The sequence below is a fragment of the Novosphingobium sp. 550D genome (assembly GCF_057401885.1).
Genome location: NZ_CM171613.1, coordinates 1,746,281 through 1,771,239, shown reverse-complemented (window position 1 = coordinate 1,771,239; position 24,959 = coordinate 1,746,281). Strand labels below are relative to the sequence as shown.

The 24,959-nt window shown below is 61.8% G+C and carries 29 protein-coding genes; 15 read left to right on the top strand and 14 right to left on the bottom strand.

Annotated elements, in window-relative coordinates:
• Positions 1 to 17: 17 nt before the first annotated feature.
• The 5 genes from AC2S2E_RS08385 to AC2S2E_RS08365 all read right to left on the bottom strand — a co-directional run bounded on the left by AC2S2E_RS08385 (position 18) and on the right by AC2S2E_RS08365 (position 4,276).
• Positions 18 to 629 carry an SCO family protein gene (locus AC2S2E_RS08385; RefSeq protein ID WP_476104575.1) on the bottom strand — a complete coding sequence of 204 codons (612 nt, stop codon included), beginning with the start codon at positions 627 to 629 and terminating at the stop codon, positions 18 to 20.
• Positions 616 to 1,116 carry a copper chaperone PCu(A)C gene (locus AC2S2E_RS08380; RefSeq protein WP_476104574.1) on the bottom strand — a complete coding sequence of 167 codons (501 nt, stop codon included), beginning with the start codon at positions 1,114 to 1,116 and terminating at the stop codon, positions 616 to 618. Before AC2S2E_RS08380 ends, AC2S2E_RS08385 begins: the two co-directional genes overlap by 14 nt.
• On the bottom strand, positions 1,113 to 1,535 hold the full coding sequence (locus tag AC2S2E_RS08375; protein WP_486524443.1) for a DUF2244 domain-containing protein: 423 nt from the start codon (positions 1,533 to 1,535) through the stop codon (positions 1,113 to 1,115). The genes AC2S2E_RS08380 and AC2S2E_RS08375 overlap by 4 nt, the downstream gene beginning before the upstream one ends.
• A gap of 90 nt (positions 1,536 to 1,625) precedes the next feature.
• A complete protein-coding gene (locus AC2S2E_RS08370; protein WP_486524442.1) occupies positions 1,626 to 1,994 on the bottom strand; it encodes a DUF2946 family protein in 369 nt (122 codons plus the stop codon).
• Between the two features lie 188 nt (positions 1,995 to 2,182).
• Positions 2,183 to 4,276, bottom strand: coding sequence for a TonB-dependent receptor plug domain-containing protein (locus AC2S2E_RS08365; RefSeq protein ID WP_486524441.1), 2,094 nt, complete (start codon positions 4,274 to 4,276; stop codon positions 2,183 to 2,185).
• 140 nt (positions 4,277 to 4,416) lie between these two features.
• On the opposite strand from AC2S2E_RS08365, the gene AC2S2E_RS08360 reads away from it, so the two are divergent.
• The 7 genes from AC2S2E_RS08360 to AC2S2E_RS08330 all read left to right on the top strand — a co-directional run bounded on the left by AC2S2E_RS08360 (position 4,417) and on the right by AC2S2E_RS08330 (position 10,704).
• Positions 4,417 to 4,914: a hypothetical protein gene (locus AC2S2E_RS08360; RefSeq protein ID WP_486524440.1), complete on the top strand. Its 498-nt coding sequence runs from the start codon at positions 4,417 to 4,419 to the stop codon at positions 4,912 to 4,914.
• 257 nt (positions 4,915 to 5,171) lie between these two features.
• A complete protein-coding gene (locus tag AC2S2E_RS08355; protein WP_486524439.1) occupies positions 5,172 to 6,461 on the top strand; it encodes a dicarboxylate/amino acid:cation symporter in 1,290 nt (429 codons plus the stop codon).
• A 279-nt stretch (positions 6,462 to 6,740) separates the two neighbouring features.
• Positions 6,741 to 6,935: a hypothetical protein gene (locus AC2S2E_RS08350; protein ID WP_476104565.1), complete on the top strand. Its 195-nt coding sequence runs from the start codon at positions 6,741 to 6,743 to the stop codon at positions 6,933 to 6,935.
• A gap of 145 nt (positions 6,936 to 7,080) precedes the next feature.
• Positions 7,081 to 8,352, top strand: a complete 1,272-nt coding sequence (serS, locus tag AC2S2E_RS08345) for a serine--tRNA ligase (RefSeq protein ID WP_486524437.1) — start codon at positions 7,081 to 7,083, stop codon at positions 8,350 to 8,352.
• Positions 8,353 to 8,429: 77 nt separating this feature from the next.
• On the top strand, positions 8,430 to 8,675 hold the full coding sequence (locus AC2S2E_RS08340) for a hypothetical protein (protein WP_486524435.1): 246 nt from the start codon (positions 8,430 to 8,432) through the stop codon (positions 8,673 to 8,675).
• Between the two features lie 137 nt (positions 8,676 to 8,812).
• The gene (surE, locus tag AC2S2E_RS08335) at positions 8,813 to 9,577 is read left to right on the top strand and encodes a 5'/3'-nucleotidase SurE (protein WP_476104559.1); all 765 of its coding nucleotides are present in this window, start codon (positions 8,813 to 8,815) and stop codon (positions 9,575 to 9,577) included.
• The gene (locus tag AC2S2E_RS08330; RefSeq protein ID WP_486524434.1) at positions 9,574 to 10,704 is read left to right on the top strand and encodes a peptidoglycan DD-metalloendopeptidase family protein; all 1,131 of its coding nucleotides are present in this window, start codon (positions 9,574 to 9,576) and stop codon (positions 10,702 to 10,704) included. Before surE ends, AC2S2E_RS08330 begins: the two co-directional genes overlap by 4 nt.
• 54 nt (positions 10,705 to 10,758) lie before the next feature.
• On the opposite strand, the gene AC2S2E_RS08325 is transcribed toward AC2S2E_RS08330, so the two are convergent.
• Positions 10,759 to 11,118, bottom strand: a complete 360-nt coding sequence (locus AC2S2E_RS08325) for a DUF1761 domain-containing protein (RefSeq protein ID WP_486524433.1) — start codon at positions 11,116 to 11,118, stop codon at positions 10,759 to 10,761.
• Between the two features lie 74 nt (positions 11,119 to 11,192).
• Here AC2S2E_RS08325 and rimO point away from each other — a divergent pair, with 74 nt between their 5' ends.
• The 6 genes from rimO (at position 11,193) to AC2S2E_RS08295 (ending at position 16,819) form a co-directional block, all read left to right on the top strand.
• A complete protein-coding gene (gene rimO / locus AC2S2E_RS08320; RefSeq protein ID WP_486524432.1) occupies positions 11,193 to 12,575 on the top strand; it encodes a 30S ribosomal protein S12 methylthiotransferase RimO in 1,383 nt (460 codons plus the stop codon).
• Between the two features lie 274 nt (positions 12,576 to 12,849).
• On the top strand, positions 12,850 to 13,626 hold the full coding sequence (locus tag AC2S2E_RS08315; protein WP_476104553.1) for a competence/damage-inducible protein A: 777 nt from the start codon (positions 12,850 to 12,852) through the stop codon (positions 13,624 to 13,626).
• Complete coding sequence (locus AC2S2E_RS08310; protein WP_476104552.1) at positions 13,626 to 14,156, top strand: hypothetical protein; 531 nt, start codon at positions 13,626 to 13,628, stop codon at positions 14,154 to 14,156. Before AC2S2E_RS08315 ends, AC2S2E_RS08310 begins: the two co-directional genes overlap by 1 nt.
• A gap of 69 nt (positions 14,157 to 14,225) precedes the next feature.
• On the top strand, positions 14,226 to 14,786 hold the full coding sequence (locus AC2S2E_RS08305) for a YqgE/AlgH family protein (RefSeq protein ID WP_476104550.1): 561 nt from the start codon (positions 14,226 to 14,228) through the stop codon (positions 14,784 to 14,786).
• An 87-nt stretch (positions 14,787 to 14,873) separates the two neighbouring features.
• On the top strand, positions 14,874 to 16,070 hold the full coding sequence (locus AC2S2E_RS08300; RefSeq protein ID WP_476104548.1) for a toxic anion resistance protein: 1,197 nt from the start codon (positions 14,874 to 14,876) through the stop codon (positions 16,068 to 16,070).
• A 2-nt stretch (positions 16,071 to 16,072) separates the two neighbouring features.
• Positions 16,073 to 16,819 carry a hypothetical protein gene (locus tag AC2S2E_RS08295; protein ID WP_486524431.1) on the top strand — a complete coding sequence of 249 codons (747 nt, stop codon included), beginning with the start codon at positions 16,073 to 16,075 and terminating at the stop codon, positions 16,817 to 16,819.
• On the opposite strand, the gene AC2S2E_RS08290 is transcribed toward AC2S2E_RS08295, so the two are convergent.
• The 7 genes from AC2S2E_RS08290 to AC2S2E_RS08260 all read right to left on the bottom strand — a co-directional run bounded on the left by AC2S2E_RS08290 (position 16,804) and on the right by AC2S2E_RS08260 (position 22,942).
• A complete protein-coding gene (locus AC2S2E_RS08290; RefSeq protein ID WP_476104545.1) occupies positions 16,804 to 17,139 on the bottom strand; it encodes a hypothetical protein in 336 nt (111 codons plus the stop codon). The genes AC2S2E_RS08295 and AC2S2E_RS08290 overlap by 16 nt on opposite strands.
• A 131-nt stretch (positions 17,140 to 17,270) precedes the next feature.
• Entirely contained in the window at positions 17,271 to 17,972 is a 702-nt protein-coding gene (gene rplA, locus AC2S2E_RS08285) for a 50S ribosomal protein L1 (RefSeq protein ID WP_476104544.1), read from the bottom strand.
• Positions 17,973 to 17,976: 4 nt separating this feature from the next.
• Complete coding sequence (gene rplK / locus AC2S2E_RS08280) at positions 17,977 to 18,408, bottom strand: 50S ribosomal protein L11 (protein ID WP_476104543.1); 432 nt, start codon at positions 18,406 to 18,408, stop codon at positions 17,977 to 17,979.
• A gap of 172 nt (positions 18,409 to 18,580) precedes the next feature.
• The gene (locus AC2S2E_RS08275) at positions 18,581 to 19,327 is read right to left on the bottom strand and encodes an IclR family transcriptional regulator (RefSeq protein ID WP_476104542.1); all 747 of its coding nucleotides are present in this window, start codon (positions 19,325 to 19,327) and stop codon (positions 18,581 to 18,583) included.
• A 42-nt stretch (positions 19,328 to 19,369) separates the two neighbouring features.
• Complete coding sequence (locus AC2S2E_RS08270) at positions 19,370 to 20,503, bottom strand: cobalamin-independent methionine synthase II family protein (protein ID WP_486524430.1); 1,134 nt, start codon at positions 20,501 to 20,503, stop codon at positions 19,370 to 19,372.
• A gap of 305 nt (positions 20,504 to 20,808) precedes the next feature.
• Positions 20,809 to 21,918: an NAD(P)-dependent alcohol dehydrogenase gene (locus AC2S2E_RS08265; protein WP_486524429.1), complete on the bottom strand. Its 1,110-nt coding sequence runs from the start codon at positions 21,916 to 21,918 to the stop codon at positions 20,809 to 20,811.
• Between the two features lie 10 nt (positions 21,919 to 21,928).
• A complete protein-coding gene (locus AC2S2E_RS08260; protein WP_486524428.1) occupies positions 21,929 to 22,942 on the bottom strand; it encodes a zinc-dependent alcohol dehydrogenase family protein in 1,014 nt (337 codons plus the stop codon).
• A gap of 153 nt (positions 22,943 to 23,095) precedes the next feature.
• Between AC2S2E_RS08260 and AC2S2E_RS08255 the strand changes: the two genes are divergently transcribed.
• Together AC2S2E_RS08255 and AC2S2E_RS08250 are read left to right on the top strand one after the other, a co-directional pair.
• The gene (locus AC2S2E_RS08255; protein ID WP_476104535.1) at positions 23,096 to 23,827 is read left to right on the top strand and encodes a nuclear transport factor 2 family protein; all 732 of its coding nucleotides are present in this window, start codon (positions 23,096 to 23,098) and stop codon (positions 23,825 to 23,827) included.
• 256 nt (positions 23,828 to 24,083) lie between these two features.
• On the top strand, positions 24,084 to 24,518 hold the full coding sequence (locus AC2S2E_RS08250) for a nuclear transport factor 2 family protein (protein ID WP_486524427.1): 435 nt from the start codon (positions 24,084 to 24,086) through the stop codon (positions 24,516 to 24,518).
• Here AC2S2E_RS08250 and AC2S2E_RS08245 read toward each other — a convergent pair.
• Positions 24,515 to 24,955, bottom strand: coding sequence for a cytidine deaminase (locus AC2S2E_RS08245; RefSeq protein WP_476104533.1), 441 nt, complete (start codon positions 24,953 to 24,955; stop codon positions 24,515 to 24,517). The two genes, AC2S2E_RS08250 and AC2S2E_RS08245, sit on opposite strands and share 4 nt — an antisense overlap.
• Between the last annotated feature and the right edge of the window lie 4 nt (positions 24,956 to 24,959).

The window sequence follows — 24,959 nt, the reverse complement described above, 5'->3', positions numbered from 1 at the left end:
CCCCTGTTATCCAGTTCTCAGCCCACAAGCTGCTTGAGCTTCGCGAGCGCGGCGTCATCGCCCTCGTCATAGCCGATCATGTTTTGAAAGCCGCCCTTGGCATCCATCAGATAGATCGCGGCGGTATGGTCGATGGTGTAGTCGCCGCCCGGTTGGGGCACTTTGGCGACATAGACGCCATAGGCCTTCTCGATGGCGGCAAGCTGGGCATCGCTGCCGGTCAGGCCGATGATCGGTGTGCCGAACAGCGTGACATATTGGCCAACGTCCTTGGGCTTGTCGTGCCCCGGATCGACCGAGACGAAGAGGATGGCGAATTTCTCGCCATCCTTGCCCATCCGGGCGCGCAGCCGCGCCATCTTGGCCAGACTGGTCGGGCAGACATCGGGGCAGCGGGTGAAGCCGAAGTAGATGGCGTAAGGTTTGCCCCCGAGATCAGCCAAGGTAAAGGGCTTACCAGTGCTGGAAACCAATGTGAACGGGCCGCCGGGGCCTTCGCGCTGCGAATTGGCCTGCCGCTTGGCCCCGCCGCCCAGATAGGCGGCAAGGCCAAGCCCGAAGGCCAGCGCGGCAAGCAGCAATCCGCCCCAGATGATGGCGCCGCGCGAGGGCGGCTTAGTGGTGGTCATGGCCGCCACCCATCGTCTGGGCCGTGTCGGCGATGGCGCGCACCGGCATGGCCAGTTTCACCACACCCGACTTTTCAAAGCGCAGCGTGAGAGCCACGCTATGGCCGGGTTTGAGCGGGGCTTTCAGCCCAATGAACATGATGTGCATCCCACCCGGCTTCAGTTCGACCACGGATTGTGCGGGTACGGGAATGCCATCGGGCAATTCGCGCATCCGCATCACGCCGCCATCCATGCTCATCGTGTGGAGCTGGACCGTGGGCGCCACAGGGGATGAAGCCGAGACGAGGCGGTCGGCTGGGCCTTTGTTGGTAATGGTCAGGAACCCGCCGCCATTGACCTGCGCGGGGGCGGTTTCGCGTGCCCAGGCGTTGGTGACGGCGATGGCCTGATGGGCGGCGGCATGATGGCCGTCATGGGCGAAAGCGGGCGATGCCGCGCCGGTCAGCGTGGCGAGCATAAGAGTGGCGGCGAGGCGCATGGTCATTGGACTATCTCCTGAATGGGCGCGGCCGTGGCGGCACCGGATTGGGTGGCGGGGTCGAGAGCTGCGCCAGCGATCTGGCCAACAAGGCCAAGCGCGACCAGAAACCAGGCGCGCCGCCGGATGGCGCGCAGATGGCGGATCGTGCCATGGGCGATTTCCAGCACTTCGCCATCGGGCTTGGCGCGCCCATGATGTTCGAGAGCGAGCACCAAGCCGCCCATCGTCATCAGACAGAACACTGGCACCAGCCAATGGCCCGACAAAGCGGGCAGAATAGCGAGCGCCATCATCGCCGCGCCCAGCATGGCAAAAGTCTGGCGGGCAGGTTCGTTCAAATACAATCGGTTCTCGCGCAGCATGTCACTGCGCGCGCTCAGGGCAAAGGGCCGCTCGGGCGAGCGGCACAGTATGTCATACATGAAATCTACTCCGGCATGGCCGGGGCGTCAGCTTTTTGGGAAGGAGGGCCAACGCACCGGCCTATCCGACAGAAAAAAGGGAAGGTTCTGTCAGGCCAGTGCAGGCGGTCCGCGCAGAGGCGGACGCAGGTAGTGGACACGCTTTACGCCTGCGGGAAGGAGCGGCGCAAAGCCAAGCGTCAGAATGAACAGCAGCGCGAGGGCGAGCTGAATCGGGTCAGCCCCGCCCAGCACACCATGGGTCAGCGCGGTAAAGGCGCAAGGCATGTCGGCCTTGGACTTGCCGTGGTCCTTGGTCCCCACATCGATCTGCTTGGTAATTTTTGCCCCAAGCGAGTCGGCGCAGATCTGCACGGTGATGGTTTTCGATTCCCCACCCAGCATATAACCCGCAGGAATCAGCGCCTTCATGCACAAAGCCAGCGCGACCAGCAATGCGGCCACGCGGGCGTGAGACAAGAAGTAGGCGCGTAATGAATGCATGATCGAACAATCGTCTAAAGTCTGAATTGCAGCCTGTCACCGGTCTGGATCAAATTTGGACAATTTGTCTCAGTCAATGGGCGCAACCAAATCACACTATCGTGTTGGTCGCGTCGAACCTTCGGGTTGGCAATAAACACGCCAACCCGAAGAAATTGATACCCTCAATAGGCGGCCTTCAGCGCCAATTGATAGCTGCGCCCCGCTTCGGGGAAGCCATCCACCAACTGGTATTTGTCATCAAACAGATTGCGCGCCGAGGCGCTGATACTGACACCTTTGCGCAAATTATATTCCGCCTTAAGCGCCGCATTCACATAGGCACCCGTGCGATAATAGATAATCGGGGCCGCGCTGGTGACGGTCCACCGACTCGATGCAATATCCGCGCTGGAGATCAGATGCAGGCGCGGCAGGGCTGTCCAATCGGCATAGACGAAAGCCTTGTGCGTGGGCACATCGGTGGGGCGAAAGGCGGCATTGCCCGGATCGACGAGATCGCGATGGAGCCAGGTGTAATTGGCGCCCACGCTCAATGTTTTGAGCACGGGGGCCTGCGCGCTCAATTCGATGCCATAGAACTCGCCTCGCGAAACGTTGCGCGATTGCGTCATCACCGTTTGCGAGCAAGGGCCGGGCGTGGTGCTGGCCGTACAGGCATAGCCCAGCACGCTTTCCGAAACGATCGCATTGGTCACAAGCGCGTGGAAGGCCGCGCCTTCAAGGCTGACCGCGCCCAGTTTCGTCGATCCGCCAAGCTCGATCTGGCGCGCACGTTCCGGGGCCAGCGACGGGTTGGGGATAGACGTGCCAAAGCGCTGGCTGAAGCGTTCAAAGATGGTGGGAAAACGGCTGCGCGAGGACAGGCTGATGTGCAGACGGGTCGCCTCGCTCGCTGCCCAGTCCAGACGCCCCTGACCGCTCCACGCGCTGCTGTTGCGCATGGGGTAGTTATACAGCACGTTGGCCCCCGATGTGCCGAGCGGCGCGCCATATTCCTCTGCCCGCTTCAGATCGCGCCAGTCATAGCCCGCGCCCATGGTCAGGCTCAGGGCTGGCGTGAGATGATATTCATGTTCGGCGGCAAAGCTGTAGGTGTTTTCAAGGGATGTCTGCATCGGTTCCGTCGCGCCGCTGGGAAAGCTGGTCTGCGCCTCTTTGTGACGGTCGGACCGCATTTGCACAGAAACCGAAAAGCGCTGCTTGGCAGACGGGCGCAGGGTCAATTCCGCCGATCCGCCCAGTGCCTCATCCCAATAGGGGCTGTTGAACGCGCGGCCCAGCGTCTGGGTGTTCTGGTTGCGATTGTCGAAGGCGCGCAGCAGGTTGTAAAAGGTGTTGCGATACAGGCGGGTCTTGAGTGTCGCCAGATCGCCCAGAGCCGTGGTGGACAGGAAATAGAGGCTGTCGGTGTTCCACGCGGGCCAGCTCCAGAAGCGCTGGGCCGAGATTGGATCACTAACGTGCAACGGCGCGCCCTTCTCGCCTTCCTGCCGCGTATAGCTGATGGTATATTCATCGGCGCTGTTGGGGGTGAAGCCTGCCTTCACATTGACCCGCCAATCGGCGCTGCGTGAAAAGTCGCGACGTCCGGCGGCCTGGTTGGCCGTGCCGGTAAAGCTGCCGGGCAGATCCCAGTGATCGGTGAAATTGCGGGCAAAGCTGGCTTGGGCATACCACTTGTCATGGCGCGTACCGAGCAGAGCATGGGTGGTATATCCGGCATATTCGCCCTGCCGCCCAAGATTGAGCGTTGCGCCCAATTTGGCCTCCAGCGCCTTGGTGGGCTTGGCGGTGACAAGATTGATCGCCCCGCCCATGCCATCCGGGCCATTCAGCACGGACACATAGCCCTTGGCGATCTGCACCTCGGCAATGTCGTTGGTAAGGAAACGGCCGAAGTCCAAACGGTTGTCTGCGGGCAGATAGACGCGGATGCCGTCGATGGTCAGCGGCACCTGAAAGCGGTTGAAGCCGCGCACGAAGATCAGGCGTTCATTGCGGCTGCCCCCGCTGTTGCCGGCCGAAACGCCCGGCGCCAGCGCCACCGCATCATCCAGCGTCACCCGCCCGAATGTGTCGATGGCCTTGGCATCCAGCGTCTGGCTGGTGATCTCGATGCCCTTGGGCTGCTGACCCGTCACAACGATCTGCCCCAGAGCGAAGCTGGAGGGTTGCTCCTGCGCGAAGGCAGGCATGGCAATGGTCGTGGCAGGGGCAGAAGCCAGCAAGGTGGGCAGGATTTTGGACCAACGCATGGAGATTTCCCTCAGTAACGCCCTGATTGCAGGCTTGTGATTTTCACGCACTTCTATATTCATAGGAATATAGATTACAACGCAAGGAGGCAAAAATGGGAAGCTGCAAGATTTGGAAAGCTCAGTTGGCCACCTGCCTGATGGTCTCTCTTTCCAGTCCGGCCTTTGCCCAGATGCCGGCCACGCCAGCATGTGTGGCACCCGTCGCCGCCAAGGGCGATTATGCCGCGTGGAACCAACCCAAAGCGCTGATCGCAGGGCGCGAGGCAGCGGCTCCAGCGATGCTGACACTTGGCGGCGCTGCACAGGTCGCCTTGTCCGCAACCCAGGACGTTCATTATGCCCATCGCCCGGAAAAGCCGGGCGGCTCGGTCAGCTATGGAGGTCTCCTCGCGCTCGATATTGCCAAGGCTGGCACCTATCGCATTGCTCTGGGATCGGCGGCATGGCTCGATGTGGTCGGCAAGGACGGTCCGCTGCGATCTATCGCTCACGGCCATGGCCCGGATTGCACCGGCATCCGCAAGATGGTCGATTTCACGCTGGAGCCGGGGCGCTATCTGGTCCAGATCTCGGCCAATGGCGCGCCTTCGGTGATCGTGCTGGCGATCCCGGTACCAAATGCGCCTGTGCAATGAAGCGTCTAGTCAAGACGCGGGGCGCAATGTCTGTCGCACCCACCATAAATCCCTGGAGACGGTCGGGATTTGTGGTGCAAATTGATCCAAAATCACATTTTGAATGCAACGCGTTACGGCGCTCTGCGCCCGGCGTTCATAAAGTGCTGCGACCATCACATGCCGCCTCTTGCATAAGCGATTAGGCGTAATACGCCCCCTTTCGCGCACCAGTTCTGCCGTTATCATGGGCACGATATTCTGCGCGAAAGGCCCTCATGCACATTCCCGATGTTTCCACACTTGCCGAACCGGCCACCAAGCGCTGGTACGGCCACCTTTATGCGCAGGTATTGTTGGCGATTGCCGCAGGCGTGACGCTGGGCCATTTCGCCCCCGATGCGGGCGAGGCGATGAAGCCGCTGGGCGACATCTTCATCAAGCTGGTCAAGATGGTGATCGCGCCGGTGATTTTCCTGACCATCGTGACGGGGATTGCGGGGATGCGCGATCTGTCCTCGGTCGGGCGCGTGGCGGGCAAGGCTTTTGCCTATTTCTTCACCTTCTCGACGCTGGCGCTGATCGTGGGGCTGATCGTGGCCAATACGGTTCGCCCCGGCGATGGACTGAACATCGATCCGGCCAGTCTGGATGCCAGCAAAGTGGCCGGCTATGCCGAAAAGGCGCATGCAAGCACGATCATGGGCTTCATTAACGCGATGGTGCCCGAAACCTATGTCTCGGCGCTGACCGAGGGCAATATTTTGCAGGTGCTGGTCGTCGCGATCCTGTTTGGCGTCGCGCTCGCTTCGGTGGGAGATGTCGGGGAACGGGTTTTGATCGTGCTGGAGGATGTCTCGACAGTCTTTTTCCGGCTGGTGTCCATCGTGATGAAGGCGGCCCCCTTGGGCGCATTTGGCGCGATGGCTTTCACCATCGGTAAATATGGCGTGCACAGCCTGTCGCATCTGGCCGCTTTGGTCGGCACATTCTATCTGACGTCGCTGCTCTTTGTGCTGGTGGTGCTGGGGATTGTCGGGCGTTTTGCCGGTTTTTCCATTTTCCGCCTGCTGGCCTATCTGAAATCGGAACTGCTGCTGGTGCTGGGCACGTCATCTTCGGAAAGCGCCCTGCCCGCGCTGATCGAAAAGATGGAGCGTGCCGGTTGCCCCAAGGCGGTGGTCGGGCTTGTAGTGCCCACGGGCTATTCGTTTAACCTCGATGGCACGAATATCTATATGACGCTGGCCGCACTTTTCATCGCGCAGGCGTGCAATGTCGATTTGACCTTTGGCCAACAGGCGCTGCTGCTGGGCGTGGCCATGCTTTCGTCCAAGGGCGCGGCGGGGGTGACGGGCGCGGGCTTCATCACGCTGGCCGCGACGCTCTCGATTGTGCCGAGCGTGCCGGTGGCGGGTATGGCGCTGATCCTTGGCATTGACCGATTTATGTCCGAATGCCGCAGCCTGACCAATTTCGTCGGCAATGCCGTGGCCACGATCGTCGTCGCGCGCTGGGAAGGCAAGCTGGACCAGGCCGCGCTGGACCGCGCCCTGTCGGCCAAATGAGGCAATATTCGGCTGGACCGCCAGCGATCAACCGAATCCACATTGCCCGCATCACTGTGATGCTGTAACTTCAAATTGGACACAGTGAAGTATTCTGTCCAACAGACAAGCTCTTCTGTCGTGGTAAAGGCCATGTCCTTTGCCAACGGGTCCATAAGACCCTTGGGTGAACCAACTAGGCGTTACCACTTAATCAGTCGGTAACCAAAATCGCATAAACAACAGATCTCCGAACGATGATGCTGACTTCAACCTTTTAAACACATCGAGGAAACTGCCATGGGTATGCCGATCCCCTTTAAGACTTTCACTGTTGATCGCACGCAAATCACCGACATTGAAAAGTGGATCGGTGATGGCAACAATCTGGGCGAAGTAGAAATTCGCAATTTCCTGGGCAAGATTCGCGTCGATGTCGAACATGAAGTTGACGAACAGCAGCTGCGTTCTTTCTTTGACCGTTCGCAGCACTGATTATTACGCATATACGGCGGGGCTGCGCGGGAAACCCGGCCCTGCCGCATGGCGGCATGGCGGCGCGCCATAGTGCGGCGATGGCCCGGTTCGATCCCCATAGGGACTTGACCAAAACCGGCCCACCCCATACCCGCCTTACCCCATGCACGACATTCGATTCATCCGCGAAAACCCCGCAGCTTTTGACGCCGGCCTTGCGCGCCGCGGGCTAGAGCCGCTTTCGGCCACCATCCTTGCCGCGGACGCCGATGCGCGTTCGGCGCAGACCTCGGTGGACACGATGCTGGCCACGCGCAACGCTGCGTCGAAACAGATCGGCGCGTTGATGGGCAAGGGCGACAAGGAAGGCGCCGCCGCGCTTAAGGCCGAGGTTGAGGCGATCAAGGTTGATCTGCCCGCCAAGGAAGAAGCCAAGCGTGCCGCCGACAAGGTGCTGGTGGACATGCTGGCCACGATCCCCAACCTGCCGGTGGATGAAGTGCCGCAGGGCGCGGACGAAAATGACAATACCGAAGTCAGCCGTTGGGGCGAACCGGTCGAGATCGCCAATGCCCGCGAACATTTCGACATTGGCGCACCTTTGGGCCTCGATTTTGAAAGCGCGCAGGTCGTTTCGGGCGCCCGTTTCGCCTTTCTGCGCGGGGGCATTGCGCGCCTCAACCGCGCCATCGGGCAATTCATGCTCGACACCCACACCGAAACCTTTGGTTATCAGGAAGTCGTGCCGCCCGTTCTGGTGCGCGACGATGCGCTGTTTGGCACCGCGCAATTGCCCAAGTTTGCCGAAGACCTGTTTGCCACCACCGATGGCCGCTGGCTGATCCCCACGGCAGAGGTCAGCCTGACCAATCTGGTGCGTGAACAGATCCTCGATGGCGATCTGCCGCTGCGCTTCACCGCGCTGACCCTGTGTTTCCGCAGCGAAGCGGGCGCGGCGGGCAAGGATACGCGCGGCCTGATCCGCCAGCATCAGTTCGACAAGGTGGAATTGGTTTCCATCACCACGCCCGAACAGAGCGATGCCGAGCATGAGCGCATGACGGGGGCTGCGGAACATATCCTGCAAAGCCTGGGCCTGCCCTATCGCCGGATGTTGCTGTGCAGCGGCGACATGGGCTTTTCCGCACGCAAGACCTATGACCTCGAAGTCTGGTTGCCGGGTCAGGGCAAGTATCGCGAGATCAGCTCCTGTTCGAACTGCGGCGATTTTCAGGCGCGCCGCATGAACACGCGCTATCGCCCCGCCGGTGAAAAGGGCACGAAATTCGTCCACACCCTGAACGGTTCGGGTCTTGCCGTGGGCCGCACGCTGGTGGCGATCCTCGAAAATTATCAGAACGAAGATGGCAGCGTGACCATCCCCGAAGTGCTGCGCCCCTATATGGGCGGGCTGGAGCGTATCGAGGCACTGTAAGCCCCACGCCTCGCCATCATGGAACCTTTGCCGCCGGTGCTTCTTAACAGGGAAGCATCGGCACAAAGGAGGTACCCATGAATAGTCAACCGGGCGATACCCATACCGTCGTAGTCGAAAAGAGCAGCACCAGCACTATTATGCTGGCCATCGTTCTTCTGGTGGCGCTGGTGGGCGGGCTGATCCTGTTCAACCAGTATAATGCCAGCGAAACGAACAAGAACAACGCCATCGAACATGCCGCCAATCAGATCGGCAATGCGGCCAACAAGGCAGGCGATGCTGTTGAAGACGCCGCCAAGTCGGCCAAAAAGGAAATCTGATTACTTGACCTTGACCCATTTGGCCGCAAGTCATCAGAAAGCTGGATAAAACATGTTCGCGCCGCCGCGCATTCATTGCGGGGCGGCGCGCTTGCCTGTAAGGCCCTGTGTGGTTAACTGACTGAAAGGGCCTTGGCATGCGTATCCTTCTGACCAATGACGATGGGATCCACGCGCCCGGGCTCAAGGTTCTCGAAGCCATCGCGCGCACCCTGTCCGACGACATCTGGATTGTCGCCCCGTCCGAGGAACAGTCGGGCGCAGGCCACAGCCTGACGCTGACCCGCCCGGTACGCCTGCGCCAGCATGGTGAGCGCCGCTTTTCGGTCACCGGCACGCCCACCGATTCGGTGACGCTGGGCCTGCGCAAGGTGATGCCGGAGGCGCCGGACCTGATCCTGTCGGGGGTCAATCGCGGCGCCAATCTGGGCGATGACGTCACCTATTCGGGCACCGTCTCGGCCGCGCTCGAAGGTTCGCTGGCGGGAATCCGCTCGATCGCGCTCAGCCAGGTCTATTCCAAGGAAGGCGTGGGCGACGCGGTTTCCTTTGATGCGGCGGAAAAATGGGGCGAAAAGGTGCTGCGCCCGCTGATCGACGCGCCCTTTGCGCCGCGCACGCTAATCAATGTCAATTTCCCCCCGATCCGCGCCGACGATGTCAAAGGCATCCGCGTTGTGCGTCAGGGCTTCCACGATTATGCCCGCGGTTCGGTGGTCGAAAGCACAGACCCGCGCGGCTATCCCTATTTCTGGTTCGGCCTGCACGGCATCGAACACACGCTGGGCCACAACACCGATCTGGAAGCGATTGCCGATGGCTTCATTTCGGTCACGCCGCTCCATCTCGATCTGACGCATGACGCCTCGCTGGCGGCGCTGGCCGGGCGTTTCGCCCAATGATGCGTGGCGGGGGGCGTTTTGCCGCGATGGCTGCGGCCTGTATGTTGGCAGGCGCAGGACCGACCGCCTTTGCCGAAAAGGCGAAGTCCGCGCAAAGCGGCAAGCCCCGTACCGCGCGCTCGGGCAATGAGGGCGAATTGCCGACGCCTCTGCCGCTGGAGGAAGAAACCGAACATGTCGTCATCCCCGGCGAAACGTTGGGCGGAATTGCGAACCGGGCCAAGGTGCCCAAGATCCTGATTATCGAGGCCAACCACCTCAAGCCGCCCCATTATGCCATCCGTACCGGGCAAAAGTTGCATTTGCCGCGCACACGCCACCACATCGTCAAGGCGGGCGAATCAGGCTTTGACATCGCCATGCGCTATGGCGTGTCCTATTCGTCCATCGCCGTCGCCAATGGGCTGGAGCCCAATGAAAAGCTGCGCACCGGCCAGAAATTGCTGATCCCCACCCTGCTTAAGCCGCCCAGCGAGGCGGAGGTGAAGGCCGCGAAGGCAGCCACCGATGATGCGAAGGGCAGCGCCAAACCGACCGAAAAGGCTGATGCCAAGCCCCGCTTTCTGTGGCCGATGGAGGGGCGTTTACGGCGCGGTTTCGTGGCCAAGACGCGCGATGGCGACGGCGGCGATTTCCACAATGGCCTCGATCTTGTCGCGCCCGAAGGCGAAACCGTACGTACCGCCGCGCCGGGCGAAGTCATCTTTGCCGCCCGCGAACCCGACAGTTTCGGCAATCTGGTCGTGGTCGATCACGGAAATGGCTGGCAAAGCGCCTATGGTTTCCTGTCCAAGCTGACGGTGAAACGCGGCGACAAGGTCAAGGCCCATGATCGGGTCGGCCTGGTTGGCCATTCCGGCCGGGCCACACGCGACGAATTGCATTTCGAAATCCGTCGCAATGATATTCCGGTCGATCCCACGCCGCTGCTGCCCCGCCGTGAAGGGGTGAAGGCGGACAAGAAAGACGCCGAGCGCATCGTCAATGGCCCCATCGAAGGGCGCCAGAACACTGCCCAAACCTCGGCCACCAAACCCAGCCCGGAAAAGCAGACCTCTGGCAAAAAGCCGGGCAAGGACGAATCGCAAACCAAGTCGAAATCGGTCAAGGCGCCGGCCCAGTACTGACGCCAAGACGTAAAATGCGTGAACGCGCGTACGCCCGTCCGTTGGTTTGGCGCGTTATCCCATCGTCCAGAAAACCGTGCCCATCGCCATAAAGGCGACCAGAACATAGGTCGCATCGGCCATGGCTTCCCGACCGCGCAGGGCATGGCGGCTGTAAAGAACCACGCCCACCGGGATGATGATGGCCAGCGCCCATCCACCCGACATCATCCAGTAAAGCTTGGGCTTTGCCGCCAGCGCTTCTGCGCCCAGACGCGCGAAATTGTGCCCGATGAGCGCGGCGGGAAAGAGCATGGCCAGAAAGCTGCGCGCCGAAGGCATGCGCGATACCCGCCACAACCCATAGCACGGATAGGCCAGCAACCCGGCCACCAGCGCCGACACAACCACCGCCATCCAGTTCACCGGACCCATCAACTTTCCCTCTTTGCATTGCCGGATTCGCCGCAACTGGCCTTATCCGCCAATTTAGCGTAGGGGCGCGGACCATGAGTGACAAGCTGACAACAATTCCCGAATCCCCCAAGGTTGGCATGGTCAGCCTTGGCTGTCCCAAGGCGCTGGTCGACAGCGAACGGATCCTGACCCGGCTGCGCGCCGATGGCTATACGTTTGCGCCCGATTATGCAGGCGCCGACGTGGTGCTGGTCAACACCTGCGGCTTCCTCGATTCGGCCAAGGAAGAGTCTCTGGCCGCAATTGGCGAGGCGATTGCCGAAAACGGCCGCGTGATCGTGACCGGGTGCATGGGCAATGAAGCCGACGTGATCCGCGCCCGTTTCCCCGACGTTCTGGCCGTGACCGGCGCGCATCAGTATGAGCAGGTGGTGGACGCGGTCCATATCGCCGCGCCGCCGACGCGCGGGCCTTTCGTGGACCTGATCCCCGCCGGCCCCGATGGCGAGGTCAAGCTGACCCCCCGCCATTACAGCTATCTTAAGATTTCAGAAGGTTGCAACCACTCTTGCTCCTTCTGCATCATCCCCAGCCTGCGCGGCAAGCTGGCCAGTCGCCGCATCGACGCGGTGCTGCGCGAGGCGGAAAAACTGGTGGCGGCAGGGACCAAGGAACTGCTGGTCATTTCGCAGGACACCTCGGCCTATGGCGTCGACATACGCCATGAAAGCCGCACTTGGAAGGACCGTGAGGTCCGCGCCCACATGACCGATCTGGCCCGCGAACTGGGGCAATTGCGCACGCCCGAAGGCCATGCACCTTGGGTGCGCCTGCACTATGTCTATCCCTATCCGCATGTCGATGATGTCATCCCGCTGATGGCGCAAGGGCTGATCACGCCCTATCTCGACATTCCCTTCCAGCACGCCGCACCCAATGTACTGCGCGCGATGAAGCGCCCAGCCAACGAAGCGCGCGTCCTTGAACGCATCAAGAAGTGGCGCGAAATCTGCCCCGATCTGGCGATTCGCTCATCCTTCGTCGTGGGCTTCCCCGGCGAGACGGAGGAGGATTTCCAGTACCTCCTCGACTGGCTGGACGAAGCGCAATTGGACCGCGTGGGCGGGTTCCGCTTCGAGCCGGTCGAAGGCGCCACCGCCAATGACCTGCCCGGCGCCGTGCCCGAAGCGGTCAAGGAAGAGCGCTATGCCCGCCTGATGGAAAAGACCGAGGCGATCAGCGCCGCGCGTCTGCAACGCAAGGTCGGCCGCACCATCCCCGTCATCATCGACGAAGTGGGCGAACCAGACGAAGATGGCGACATGGGCGCCACCGGCCGCAGCCAGGCCGACGCGCCGGAAATCGACGGACAGGTACTTTTGCGCGATGTGCCGAAGGATCTGCGCCCCGGAATGATCGTTGATGTTTTGATCGAAGATGCTGATGCGCATGACCTTTTTGGCGTGATTGCGTAAAATGCAGCGTACGTGGTTGCCATTTATGCAATCGTGTACGCAGTTTTCGCAATTGCAATAGTCAGCGTTGTCAGGCTTAAGGAGCGGGCCTTTTAGGCATCCTCTCCCAAAACTTCCAAAGCCCGGCTCCGGCCGGGTTTTTTTTCGCCCTGTTGCCGCAGGGTCGCATTTTCCGTCCCGAATCGGGACTTTGGGGCGCTCTTGCTGATTTTGCACAGCTTTGCCCCTGATACCGCCTTGCCGCGATGCGCCTTACTCCGGTACGCCTGTGGTCATGGTTGATACAGCATCTCCCTCGCCCCGCATCTTCACCGCTGCGCTGGTGGTGATTGGCGACGAAATCCTATCCGGCCGGACGCAAGACAAGAATATCGCCCAGATCGCCAGTTGGCTGGGCGTTCAGGGCATTCGCCTGCGTGAAGTGCGGGTGGTGGCCGATGATACGGACGCGATTGTCGAGGCGGTCAACGCGCTGCGTGCGCGCAATGATTATCTGTTCACCACCGGCGGCATCGGCCCGACGCATGATGACATCACGGTCGACGCCATTGCCCAGGCCGTGGGTGTGCCGGTGGTGGTCCATCCCGAAGCGCGTCAGATTCTGGCCGATTACTACGCCTCACGCGGCAGCGAATTGACCGAGATGCGCCTGCGTATGGCCCGTGTGCCCGAAGGCGCTGGATTGATCCCCAATCGCTATTCCGGCGCTCCGGGCATCCATTGGGGCAATATCTATATCATGGCGGGCGTGCCGATGATCACGGCGGGCATGCTGGACGCGCTGACCGGATCGCTGGAGGGCGGATTGCCGGTGATGGCCGAAACGGTCGGCTGCTGGGTGGGTGAGAGCGAAGTGGCCAAACTGCTGGCCCAGACGGAAAAGGACCATGAGGGCGTCTCGATCGGCTCCTATCCATTTTTCCGTGAAGGGCGCACAGGGTCCAATTTCGTAGTCCGATCGACCGATGCCGAACAATTGGCCACCTGCGTCACGGCCCTGTCGGCCGCGCTGGAGGCATTGGGCCACGAACCGGTGCTGGGCGGTATCTGATGCTGCTGGCGCTGTTGGCACCGGCCATGCTGGCCCATGGCGGGGCGCTGGCCGCGCTGGAGGCGACCTTGGCCGCACAAGACAGCGCCACGGCGGGTTTGGGGCAAGTTTGCGCCGCGCGCCATCTGGCCGATCCGGCGACAATTTCCGCGACGCTGGTGAAGGGGCAGGACGCCCTGCCGCCGCCCGATCTGGATGACACGCTCAAGCTGACCGAGGATCAGGAGGCGGGCTATCGCCATGTCCGCCTGTCCTGCGGCGGCAAGGTTTTGTCCGAGGCGCATAATTGGTATGCGCCGCAAAGGCTGACACCAGCAATGAACAAGGTGCTGGACACAACCGACACGCCTTTTGGCAAGGCGGTCATGGCGCTGAATTTCCGGCGGGAACGGTTGGGCGCGATTGAAGGCGCCGCACCGGGATGTCCGCGTGACACGGTGTTATCGCATCGCGCCTTGCTGCGCCTGCCCGATGGGGCGCCGCTGGCGCTGGTGGTGGAATGCTATACGCCCGCAACATTGGGTAAATAGTCGATGGAGGGGCAAATAGTGGATGTTCCACGACTTGCGAAAATGGCCCTTCCCGCTTACCTTTAACCCATGATCGAAGCGCAATCCCTTGCCGGACGCCTGCTGCTGGCCATGCCGGGCATGCCTGATCCGCGCTTTGAAGAAGCGGTGCTGGCGCTGTGCATGCATGACAAGGATGGCGCGCTGGGCATTGGCGTGGGGCAGGTGCTGGATGGCGTAACGCTGCACAACCTGCTTGATGACCTGAATATTCCCACCGGCCACGCCCCCGATTGCGAAGTGCACCACGGCGGCCCGGTCGAACCCCAACGCGGTTTCGTCCTGCACAGCCCCGATTGGGAGGGCGAAGGCACGCTTCTGGTCTGCGAGCAATGGAGCCTGACGGGCAGCCGCGACATTCTGGTGGCCATAGCCGAAGGGCGCGGCCCTTCGCGCTGGCTGGTGGCATTGGGCTATGCCGGATGGGGCGAAGGGCAGTTGGACGGCGAAATGCGCCAGCACGGCTGGTATGCCGCCGAAGGTCGCGCCAAGATCCTGTTTGGAGAGCCGGTGGAACGCCGCTGGAGCGCGGCATGGCGGGCCGAGGGTATTGACCCGGCGCATCTGACCAATGTGACCGGACGGGCCTGATTGGCTGCTGGCCCATTGGCTCTTGCGGCATACTGTATTGCCACTATAATACACGATTGAACGCTTATCTGCGAAAAGAGGATAGTCATGGCGACCACGCTTGAAGCCCCCGCAATCACGCTGACCCCGCCCGATCCGGTGCCGGTCGTCGCGCCCGCGCAGGCCGCAGGGCTGGTGCCATTGGCCCCCGAACAGAAGGACAAGCTGGACGAAAAGGTCGACAGTTTCGTCAATGACCTGATCGCGCAGGACACCAATTCGCCCGAATTTGGCAAGCGCGTCGACCAGTTGACGTCAATGGGCCGCAAGGAAATCGCGGCCGCGGCCGGCATGTCGAACCGTTTCCTCGACCGCCCCGTGCGCGCGATGGACAAGGATCAGGGCGTCGGCGCCAACCTGATTGAATTGCGCCGCACGGTCGAGGCTCTGGACCCGGCAAAGGCGGGTAAATTGTCGCCGGGCAAAAAACTGTTCGGCCTCATTCCTTTTGGCAATTCGATGCAGAAATATTTCGACGGCTATGTGTCGTCGCAGGGCCACATCAAAGCGATCCTGGATAAGCTGGCCAGCGGCAAGGACGAGTTGTTGATGGACAATGCCGCCATCGATGTCGAACGCAGCAAGCTGTGGGAGGCGATGGGCAATCTGGAACAGATGATCCATATCTCCAAGAAGCTGGACGAGAAAATCGAGGAAAAGGCGGGCGATCTGGACGCCACCGATCCGGCCAAGGCCAAGGCTTTGCGGGAAAGCGCGCTGTTTTACACGCGCCAGCGCACGCAGGATCTGCTGACGCAAATGGCGGTGACGGTGCAGGGTTATCTGGCGCTCGATCTGGTCAAGAAGAACAATGTCGAACTGGTCAAGGGCGTGGACCGCGCCAGCACGACCACGGTGGCGGCGTTGCGCACGGCGGTGACGGTGGCGCAGGCGATGACCAACCAGCGCCTTGTTCTGCAACAGATCACGGCGTTGAACGAGACGACAGCGGGCATCATCGATTCGACCAGCACCCTGCTGAAAGAACAGACCGGCCAGATCCACCAGCAGGCCGCCGCCAGCACGATCCCGGTCGAGGTGCTGCAACGCGCGTTCCAGAACATCTATGACACGATGGACACGATCGACACATTCAAGATCAAGGCGCTCGATTCGATGAAGCAGACCGTCAACACGCTGTCCGCCGAGGTCGAGAAGTCGAAGGGCTATATCGCCCGCGCACAGGGGCAATCTTCGGCGCAGGTGGCCCATGACGGCCCCTCGCTGCTCAGCCTTGAAGGGTAATCATGGCCGACAGCGCCCATAACAGCGACGCCATTCTGGCCGCCGCACGCGCATCTTTGAACGATCAGCGTGCGGGCGGACGCCGAGTATCCGGCAAGCCCATCGGCCAGCGATCCGCCGCTCTGCGCCGCAGCGGGCAAAAGCGCAAGGCCGCCGCCATGGCGCTGAGCGTGGTGGTGGCCTTTATGCTGGTCAATCTGCTGATCAGCCTGTTGTCGGGCGTGTTGCACCTGATTGGCTGGCTGGCCAGCGGGGCGGGCGTGGCGCTGTTGGTGGCGGTGATCTGGGCACTGATGCGCAACCGCGACGTGGCGGTCCCCAGCCTTGAAAAGCTGCGTGTCAGCCCCCCGCGCCAGTTGGTCGGTCAAACGCAATTGTGGCTGGAGGCGCAGCGCCCCGCCCTGCCCGCACCCGCGCTCAATCTGGTAGGGCATATCGGCGGACAGCTTGACGGGCTGGCGCTGCAACTGGACCGGGTGGATGAGAATGCGCCCGCCGTGGGCCAAGTGCGGCAATTGGTGGGGCAACATCTGCCCGATCTGATCAACGCCTATACCGCCGTGCCGCCCGCCCTGCGCGGAGAGACCCACGCCGGGACCAGCCCGGACGAGCAATTGACCCAGAGCCTGTCACGATTGAGCGGCGAACTGGACAGCGTCACGCGCCAACTGGCCGAGGGCAAGCTGGACAATCTGGCGATCCAGAGCCGGTTTATCGATTACAAATATGGCGATCAGGGCGCGGATTGAGCCTTTGACCGCGTCATGGCCGGGATCCATCGGATCACGACAAACAGCACCAATGGCCAGAACAAGGTGGCGATGACGTCACCTTGGGTGTCCGCCCATGTCCACAGAGTCCGACCGGCATAGTCAAATATCTCATTGAGCAGCTCGGCCAAAACCACCGCCATAATGGGCACCCTGCTGCCAAGCGGGCGGCGCAGGGCCAAGGCCGTGATCAGCCAAATGGCCAGGCCCACGTAGGTATGGACGATCTTGTCCGACTCGCTGGGCGCAAAGGTGACGATCCAGTCGACCAATTTAAGATAGTGCGCAAGCAAGGACATGGCACCCTCTATGCTGCACTGCACAAGATGCGTCCAGCCCAAACGGAAAAGGGTCGGAAAAAGGTTTCCCCTTTTCCAACCCTTTGAAATCCGTACACGCTCAAAGGTGCAACGGCTCTATCCCGATGGGATTAAGCGTTGTTGACTTCGGCGATGTCCACCTTGATGCCCGGACCCTGCGAGGTCGACAGACCGATCTTGCGCAGGTACTTGCCCTTGGCGCCAGCCGGCTTTGCCTTGACGATGGCGTCAACGAAAGCGTCGAAGTTGGCACGCAGCGCTTCGTCCGAGAACGAGAGCTTGCCGATGCCGCCGTGGATGATACCGGCCTTTTCGACGCGGAATTCGATCTGGCCGCCCTTGGCAGCCTTGACCGCTTCGGCAACGTTCGGCGTAACCGTGCCCAGCTTGGGGTTCGGCATCAGGCCCTTGGGGCCGAGCAGCTTGCCCAGACGACCCACGATGCCCATCATGTCGGGCGTGGCGATGACGCGACCGTAGTCGAGATTGCCAGCCTGCATGTCTTCGAGCAGGTCTTCTGCGCCAACGCGATCGGCGCCGGCGGCCAGAGCCGCTTCAGCCTTGTCGCCACGCGCGAAGACGGCAACCTTGACGTCCTTGCCGGTGCCCGAGGGCAGCGTGACCATGCCGCGGACCATCTGGTCGGCGTGGCGGGGGTCAACGCCCAGGTTCATCGAGATTTCGAGGCTCTCGTCGAACTTGGCGCTCTTGAGTTCACGCAGCAGCGCGATGGCATCGTTGATGCCGTGCAGCTTCTGGTTGTCGCCCAGCTTTTCGGCCAGCGACTTCTGCTTCTTGGTCAGCTTTACCATGTTCTTAGCCCTCCACAACCTGGACGCCCATGGCGCGGGCCGAACCGGCGATGATCTTGACAGCAGCGTCCAGATCGTTGGCGTTCAGATCCTTCATCTTGGCCTGAGCGATTTCAGCGAGCTGAGCGTGGGTGATCTTGCCAGCCGATTCCTTGCTCGGATTCTTCGAACCCGACTTCAGGCCCAGCGCCTTCTTGATGAAGTAGGTCGCGGGCGGGGTCTTGGTCACGAACGAGAACGACTTGTCCGAATAAACCGTGATCACGGTGGGCAGCGGGGTGCCGGGCTCAACGCCCTGAGTCGCTGCGTTGAATTCCTTACAGAAACCCATGATGTTAACGCCGCGCTGACCCAGAGCCGGGCCGATCGGCGGGCTGGGCTTGGCTTGGCCAGCTGCGATCTGCAGCTTGATGTAACCGTCAATTTTCTTGGCCACGATGGCCTCCTTTCATCCTGTACGAGCCGGCGGGCCGACCCTTCAGATCAAGCGGTCAAACGGCGCCCGAAGGCTCCTCCCGCGCGGATATGCCGAAGAATCGGGCAGGCCCGACATCACCGGCAAGCGGTGGCCCATACAGATTTGTCCGCCAATTGCAAGCGCCCGACGTTCAGCCGTCCAGCAACCCCGCCGTCCGCATCAACAGATCGGCCACGCGCCGCTCCACGCCATCATCAAAGCGTACCGCCGGAATGGCCACGGCAAAGGCCCCGATCACTTCCCCGCCCGCCATCGCGGCGCAGGCAAGGCCCTCAATACCAACCGAATATTCGCTGCCCGTGCGGCCATAACCACGCTTGCGCGTCAGGGCAATTTCGCGGCGCAGATCCGCCGCGCTGACCATCGTGGCCTCGGTAAAGCTTTCGCGGCGGCTTTCGCGCAAATAGCGCTCAAACTCGTCCTCCGGCATAGCGGCCAATATCGCCTTGCCCGCCGCCAGACCGTGCAAAGGCGCCCGCGCGCCCACCGCAATGGCGTAACGCAGCGCGTGCTCGCTGCTTTCGGTCACCAATGTCTGCAATTGCCAGCCGTCGCGGACAAAGAACGAAGCGGTCTCGTTCAATTGCACCCGAAGCGCGCGGACCAAGGGCGCCACGCGGTCCTCAAGGCTGGGCGCGCTGCGGGCCTGCAATCTTTGCAAGCCCACACCGGGCAGATAATTGCGCCCTTCGCGTGCCAGATAGCCCCGCTCGACCAATGTGGCGAGCAGATAGGACAGGCTGGAAACGGGAATGGCCAGAGCGCTGGCGATTTCCTGCGCCACCGCCGGACTGCCCCTCGCCACGACATATTCGATGATGTCGAGCGTGCGCATCGCCGATTTGACGTGCGAGGTGGTGGTTCCAGCGTCAGCCATATCGCCCCCTATAACGCACCCGCGCCCCGGCAATAGCCCTGATTACAGCCGAGCCGCCGCAATATCGGCGCCTTCACGCAGGCTCCGCAGTTTTTTCCACGTCACATCCGGGTCGATCTTGCCATAACCGGCAAAGGTGCCAAAGCCGCAGTCGGTGCTGGCCACCACGCGTTCGGCGCCCACGATCCCAGCGAAACGTTCAATCCTCTGCGCAATCAGTTCGGGATGTTCGACATAGTTCGAGCAAGTGTCGATCAGGCCCGGCGCAAGGATCTTGTGGTCGGGGATCTTGGCATCGGCCCAGACCTTCCATTCATGCTCGTGACGCGGATTGGCCGCCTCGAACAGGATCGTGGCGGGGCGAGCCTTGAGGATGATATCGACCACGCGTTCCAGCGGAATGTCATGGTCATGGGGGCCTTCATAATTGCCCCAGCAAATGTGCATCCGCATCCGTTCGGGCGGAATATTGGCGGTTGCAGCGTTGAGGGCAGCGACATTCTCCTCGGCGACCTCCAGGAATTCGGCCTCGCTCAAATCCTGATAGCCGGTGTGGCGGCTCATCGCCAGATCGGGGCAGTCGAGTTGCAGATAGAAACCTTCATCCACGATGGTTTCATATTCGGTCCGCATCGCCTCGGCCAGATCGGCCAGATAGGCCTCGTGGCTGGGGTAATATTTGTTGACCTGAAACGCGGTGATCAGGCCCGGCGAGGCCGCATTCATAAAGGCCTGCGTCCCCTCACGGCCATGCTCGGCCAGAGCGGCTTTGAACCGGCGAATATCCTCGTGCAGCGGCTCCAGATTGACCAGCTTGATCGGCCCGACACAGCTTGCCCGCACGAAGTCCTGACTGCCCATCATCGCCGACAGCTTCTTCACCAGCGCGGGATGTTCGGCCAGATCGAGCGCGGATTTGCGGTCTACATGGCCGCCAAACCCGGACAAGCGCTCGATCATATAGGTCGAATAGCCGATCTTCCCAATCTCGCCGTCCGAGACAATGTCGACGCCGCATTCGACCTGATGTCGAACGGCTTCTTTGACCGCCGCCGAAACCTTGGCGTCAAACTCCGCCGCATCATAGGCCTCGCCCCGGTCGCGCGCGATCAGCAGCGGCGTCAGGTTCTCCCCGCGCGGCATGGAGCCGACATGGGTGGTGGCGATATGGGGCATGTGACCTCTCCTGTGACGGGTTTTGCCGTTCTCCTATATGAAATTATCGGATGGGTGAAGGATGAAGTGTGCCTCCGGCGGGTTAAGGGCGGGGGCCCTTAACAATCCCGGTTTGGGGTGGTGTGAAGGGGGCATAGGTCGGATGATGATAAAAGCCTGCGGCGCGGCGAACGCATCGTTTTGCGCGCCGCAGGCTGTCAATTTCAAGGGCACGTCCAACACACAAGGCCGAACCCGTGGCGCAACACAGACAGTAACGGGAGCGCGAGGGTCTAGACCCTCGCATAATCTCTTCCCTTAATCCCCTACCCCATCACCACCACCGGCTTGACCACCGCGCCGCTTTCCCCGGCCTCAATCGCCTCATTGATCTGCGCAAAGGGAAACTCTCCGATCAGCCGATCATAGGGAAACCGCCCCGCCAGATGATGCTCGATCAATTCGGGCAGGAAGCCGAACAGGTCGCTGTCCCCGCCAAGGATGCCCTTGACCGTGCGCCCGCCGCCCATGAAGGCGGTTTCGTTGAACGTCAGCATCGCGGTCGGATCACTGGCCCCGACGATACCCAGAACGCCGCGCGGGGCGAGAAGGTTGAACGCTCCCTCAATAATGCTGGCAAGGCCGGTATTGTCGAAAGCATAGGCCAGCCCTTGGGGGCAGAGCGCGGCAATCTTGCCAAAGGGATCGTCCCGCCCGTCCAGCGCATGGGTCGCCCCCAATTCCAGCGCCAGCGCGCGACGGTTTTCGTGCAGATCGACGGCAATGATCGGATCGGCCCCGGCAATCCTGGCCGCCATCACCGCGGCCAAGCCCACCGCGCCCGCCCCGAAAACGGCAATCGGCATGCCCGCCTGCACCTTCATGCTGCGCAGGATGGCCCCCGCCCCGGTCATCATCCCACAACCCAGCGGCGCAAGGCGCTGCAACGGCACATCGGCGGCACTGTCGGGCACCTTCACCACATTGCGCGCCGTGGCCAAGGCATAGGTGGCAAAGCTGCTCTGGCCAAAGAAATTGCCATGCACCGGCTCCTCGCCCGCGTGCAGGGTATAGCTGCCGTCAGCCCGCGCCCCGGCGAAATTATGCGGAAAGAAGTTGTAGCAATAGGTCGGCGCGTGATCGTGACAGCACGGACAGGTGCCGCAGGAATTAAAGCTCATCAGCACCCGGTCGCCCGGTTTGACATGGGTAACATCCGCCCCCACCGCCTCGACGATCCCGGCCCCTTCATGGCCCAGCACCACCGGCATGGGCGTGGGCAATTGCTGGTCACGCACGGCAAGGTCGGTGTGGCAAATGCCCGATCCCACAATCCGCACCAGCACCTCGTCCACGCGCGGATCATCAAGGCGCAATGCCTCCAACGTCAATGCACCATGCGGCTGACGGCAAACGGCGGCGGTAATTTCGGGCATGTTTTACTCCTTAAAGCGCGATCACAACCTTGCCGAACAGGTCGGGCGAAGATTGATAGGCAAAGGCATCCTTGACCTGCGCCATCGGAAACACCCGATCGACGACAGGCCTGATCGAATTGCTATCGATAAAAGCGTTCAGGTCCAGCGCCATCTGTTTCGACCCGACGAAAATGCCGCGCAGGCTGGCGCCCTTCATCATCAATCCATGGGGGCTGGTGTCCCCGGCCCGCGTCAACACGCCGATCAACGCGATTTCCCCGCCAAAGCCCACCGCCGCGATGGATTGGGCCAATGTGCCCGCGCCGCCCACCTCGACCACATGTTCGAAACCGGCGCCGGTGTGGGTCGCGGCCTCGGCGCCCCATTGCGGGTTATCGCGATAATTGACCGTGGCGTCCGCGCCCATGGCGGCCACGCGCTCACGCTTGCCCGCGCTGCTGCTGGTGGCCACGACGCGCGCGCCCACCGCCTTGGCGATCTGCAACGCCATCAGCGACACGCCCCCGGTGCCCAGCACCAGCACATTGTCGCCCGCCTGTACCGGGCGCGGCCCGCACATCAACGCATTCCACGCCGTCACCCCCGCACAAGGCAGGCAGGCGGCTTCTTCAAAGCTGAGCGTCCGGGCGATTCGGATCACGCCTTGTGCGGGCAGCACGACATATTCCGACAACATCCCCAGCGCGCCCGACGCGCCCAGCGCCGGACCAACGCCCGGATTGGGCGGGCCTTCCAACCAGTGCTGGAAAAATATCCCCGCCACCCGGTCGCCCAAAGCCAGATCATGCACCCCATCACCCAGCCCGACGATTTCCCCCGCCCCATCGGACAGAAGCACCGTATCCGCCGCCACCGGCCCGCCGATATATTGCCCGCGCACAATCGCCTGATCGCGAAAGTTCAGCGAACAGGCCCGCATGCGGATCAGCACTTCGCCCCAACCGGGACGCGGCACATCGCGTTCCACCAAATGGAGGTCATCGAGGCTGGTCGCCCCTTGGTTCAAAACCCAGGCTTTCATCGCATCCTCCTGGCCGCGCTCTTGCGGCGCTTATGTTTTTTGGCGGCAATTTGTATGTAATACATATTTCTTGCTTTGATATTCGCAACCATGAAGTTATCGCATGGATGACAAGATTCGCAGAGTCACAAGACTCCATGTCGGGAGAGTACCATGGCTGAACCTACCATCGCAGACCTTGCCGCGCGCCTTGAAAAGGTGGAACACGATCTGGCCATCCAGCAGGATATCCACCAGATCCGCCGGGTGCAGTACACCTATGGCTTCTTCATTGATAAATCACAATATAATGAAGTGGTGGACCTGTTTTCCGATGAAGGCGAAGTGTGGTTCCTTGGCGGGATCTATAAGGGCAAGGCCGGGGTTCGCCGCCTCTATATCGAACGGTTCCAGACCAATTTTACCCAGGGCCACAACGGCCCGCGCTATGGCTGGCTGCTCGATCATCCCCAGTTGCAGATGGTGATCGACGTGGCCCCCGACCGCAAGACCGCCCATGTGCGCGGCCGCTCGATGATGCAGGCGGGCCTGCACGAAAGCGCCGAGGGCAATCAGCGCGCATGGTGGGAAGGCGGCCTCTATGAAAACGAGTATGTCCGCGAAGCCAATGATGCGGGCGAGTTGGTCTGGAAGATCAAGGCGCTGCGCTATTATCCCTTCTGGCACGGCACCTTTGCCGATGGCTGGGCCAAGACGCCGATCGACTATATCCCGATGACCAAGACGCTCTATCCCACCGATCCGCTCGGCCCGGATGCGCTGGTCGATCCCCTGCCCCGCCTGTGGCCCGCCACCGATACGGTGCCGTTCCACTATCCCCACCCCGTCACCGGCGCGCCCATCGTGCTGGACAATTCGCGGGCGCGGGAAGGGTTTAAGGACTAAAGAAGGGTTAGGTGCGAGGGTCTGGACCCTCGCGCTCCCGTTACTGTCTGCGTTGCGCATTGGGTTCGGCCCCGGGTGTCGGACGCAATGTTAGAATTATTAAAGCCTGCGGCGCGGCCAAGGCTGCGCTCCCCGCGCCGCAGGCTTTAAATATCGATCCCCCCACCTCGCCTCCAATGCACCACCCCATTAACGGGATTGCAAAGGGACAAGTCCCTTTGCCCGCCGGAGGCAAAACCTGCTAAAGCCCGCCCCTATGACCGACATCGACCGCATGCTTGCCGAACACGCCATCGCCCGCCTTATCACGCGCTACGTCCACCTGAACGATGCGGGGGCATGGGAAGAACTCGCCGCGCTTTACACGCAGGATGGTCGCATGAACCGCCCTACCGCGCCGGACAGCTTTACCGTCGGGCGCGACGCCATTCTGGCCGCGTTTCAGGCCCGCCCGCCGCGCGCCAGTCGCCATATCGTGGCCAATATCGTGGTCGATCTGGCGCCCGATGGCCAGAGCGCGTCGGCCTATAGCCAGATCCTGCTGTTCACCGGCGAGGCGGATGGGGACGGGCTGCCATTACAATCGCCCAAGCCGCCTTTGGTGGGCAGCTATCAGGATCAATTGGTGCGCGAAGCCGATGGCTGGAAATTTGCAGAGCGTCGCGGCAGTCTGGATTTCCGTCAGGCTTAAAGCAGGTTCGCAGGCCCGAACGCCAGCGGCAGCAATTCCGACAGCTTCATTTCCGCCACGCCATCGGCCGAGGCGCTCCACACCACCGGGTCGGTGCCGCCAAGCTGGGCGATTTCGTTCAGCACCTGACGGCAACGGCCACAGGGTGTGACCGGCCCCGGTCCGGGCTGGGCCGTGCCGTCTTCACCCGGCGAACCGCCGATCACCGCCACGGCCACAAGGCCCCCACGCACGCCATCGGCCATCGCCTTGGACACGGCCACCGTTTCGGCGCAAAGCGCGAGGCCATAGGACGCGTTTTCAACATTGGCGCCCAACACCACGCTGCCATCGGCAAAGCCCAGCGCCGCGCCGACATGGAACAGCGAATAGGGCGCATAGGCACGGGCAGAAGCCGAACGGGCGGCGGCGATCAAAGTGTCACGGTCGTGGTTCATAGGC

What these genes read in the sequence shown, in the direction of transcription:
- AC2S2E_RS08305 (WP_476104550.1), top strand. Translation starts at nt 14,226, where the DNA reads ATGATCGAAGCGCAATCCCTTGCCGGACGCCTGCTGCTGGCCATGCCG.
- AC2S2E_RS08290 (WP_476104545.1), bottom strand. Translation starts at nt 17,139, where the DNA reads ATGTCCTTGCTTGCGCACTATCTTAAATTGGTCGACTGGATCGTCACC.
- AC2S2E_RS08260 (WP_486524428.1), bottom strand. Translation starts at nt 22,942, where the DNA reads ATGAAAGCCTGGGTTTTGAACCAAGGGGCGACCAGCCTCGATGACCTC.
- AC2S2E_RS08350 (WP_476104565.1), top strand. Translation starts at nt 6,741, where the DNA reads ATGGGTATGCCGATCCCCTTTAAGACTTTCACTGTTGATCGCACGCAA.
- AC2S2E_RS08295 (WP_486524431.1), top strand. Translation starts at nt 16,073, where the DNA reads ATGGCCGACAGCGCCCATAACAGCGACGCCATTCTGGCCGCCGCACGC.
- AC2S2E_RS08265 (WP_486524429.1), bottom strand. Translation starts at nt 21,918, where the DNA reads ATGCCCGAAATTACCGCCGCCGTTTGCCGTCAGCCGCATGGTGCATTG.
- AC2S2E_RS08300 (WP_476104548.1), top strand. Translation starts at nt 14,874, where the DNA reads ATGGCGACCACGCTTGAAGCCCCCGCAATCACGCTGACCCCGCCCGAT.
- AC2S2E_RS08250 (WP_486524427.1), top strand. Translation starts at nt 24,084, where the DNA reads ATGACCGACATCGACCGCATGCTTGCCGAACACGCCATCGCCCGCCTT.
- AC2S2E_RS08270 (WP_486524430.1), bottom strand. Translation starts at nt 20,503, where the DNA reads ATGCCCCATATCGCCACCACCCATGTCGGCTCCATGCCGCGCGGGGAG.
- AC2S2E_RS08245 (WP_476104533.1), bottom strand. Translation starts at nt 24,955, where the DNA reads ATGAACCACGACCGTGACACTTTGATCGCCGCCGCCCGTTCGGCTTCT.
- AC2S2E_RS08355 (WP_486524439.1), top strand. Translation starts at nt 5,172, where the DNA reads ATGCACATTCCCGATGTTTCCACACTTGCCGAACCGGCCACCAAGCGC.
- AC2S2E_RS08385 (WP_476104575.1), bottom strand. Translation starts at nt 629, where the DNA reads ATGACCACCACTAAGCCGCCCTCGCGCGGCGCCATCATCTGGGGCGGA.
- AC2S2E_RS08315 (WP_476104553.1), top strand. Translation starts at nt 12,850, where the DNA reads ATGGTTGATACAGCATCTCCCTCGCCCCGCATCTTCACCGCTGCGCTG.
- AC2S2E_RS08380 (WP_476104574.1), bottom strand. Translation starts at nt 1,116, where the DNA reads ATGACCATGCGCCTCGCCGCCACTCTTATGCTCGCCACGCTGACCGGC.
- AC2S2E_RS08360 (WP_486524440.1), top strand. Translation starts at nt 4,417, where the DNA reads ATGGTCTCTCTTTCCAGTCCGGCCTTTGCCCAGATGCCGGCCACGCCA.
- AC2S2E_RS08375 (WP_486524443.1), bottom strand. Translation starts at nt 1,535, where the DNA reads ATGTATGACATACTGTGCCGCTCGCCCGAGCGGCCCTTTGCCCTGAGC.
- AC2S2E_RS08330 (WP_486524434.1), top strand. Translation starts at nt 9,574, where the DNA reads ATGATGCGTGGCGGGGGGCGTTTTGCCGCGATGGCTGCGGCCTGTATG.
- AC2S2E_RS08340 (WP_486524435.1), top strand. Translation starts at nt 8,430, where the DNA reads ATGAATAGTCAACCGGGCGATACCCATACCGTCGTAGTCGAAAAGAGC.
- AC2S2E_RS08275 (WP_476104542.1), bottom strand. Translation starts at nt 19,327, where the DNA reads ATGGCTGACGCTGGAACCACCACCTCGCACGTCAAATCGGCGATGCGC.
- serS (WP_486524437.1), top strand. Translation starts at nt 7,081, where the DNA reads ATGCACGACATTCGATTCATCCGCGAAAACCCCGCAGCTTTTGACGCC.
- AC2S2E_RS08310 (WP_476104552.1), top strand. Translation starts at nt 13,626, where the DNA reads ATGCTGCTGGCGCTGTTGGCACCGGCCATGCTGGCCCATGGCGGGGCG.
- rimO (WP_486524432.1), top strand. Translation starts at nt 11,193, where the DNA reads ATGAGTGACAAGCTGACAACAATTCCCGAATCCCCCAAGGTTGGCATG.
- AC2S2E_RS08325 (WP_486524433.1), bottom strand. Translation starts at nt 11,118, where the DNA reads ATGGGTCCGGTGAACTGGATGGCGGTGGTTGTGTCGGCGCTGGTGGCC.
- AC2S2E_RS08365 (WP_486524441.1), bottom strand. Translation starts at nt 4,276, where the DNA reads ATGCGTTGGTCCAAAATCCTGCCCACCTTGCTGGCTTCTGCCCCTGCC.
- AC2S2E_RS08255 (WP_476104535.1), top strand. Translation starts at nt 23,096, where the DNA reads ATGGCTGAACCTACCATCGCAGACCTTGCCGCGCGCCTTGAAAAGGTG.
- surE (WP_476104559.1), top strand. Translation starts at nt 8,813, where the DNA reads ATGCGTATCCTTCTGACCAATGACGATGGGATCCACGCGCCCGGGCTC.
- rplA (WP_476104544.1), bottom strand. Translation starts at nt 17,972, where the DNA reads ATGGTAAAGCTGACCAAGAAGCAGAAGTCGCTGGCCGAAAAGCTGGGC.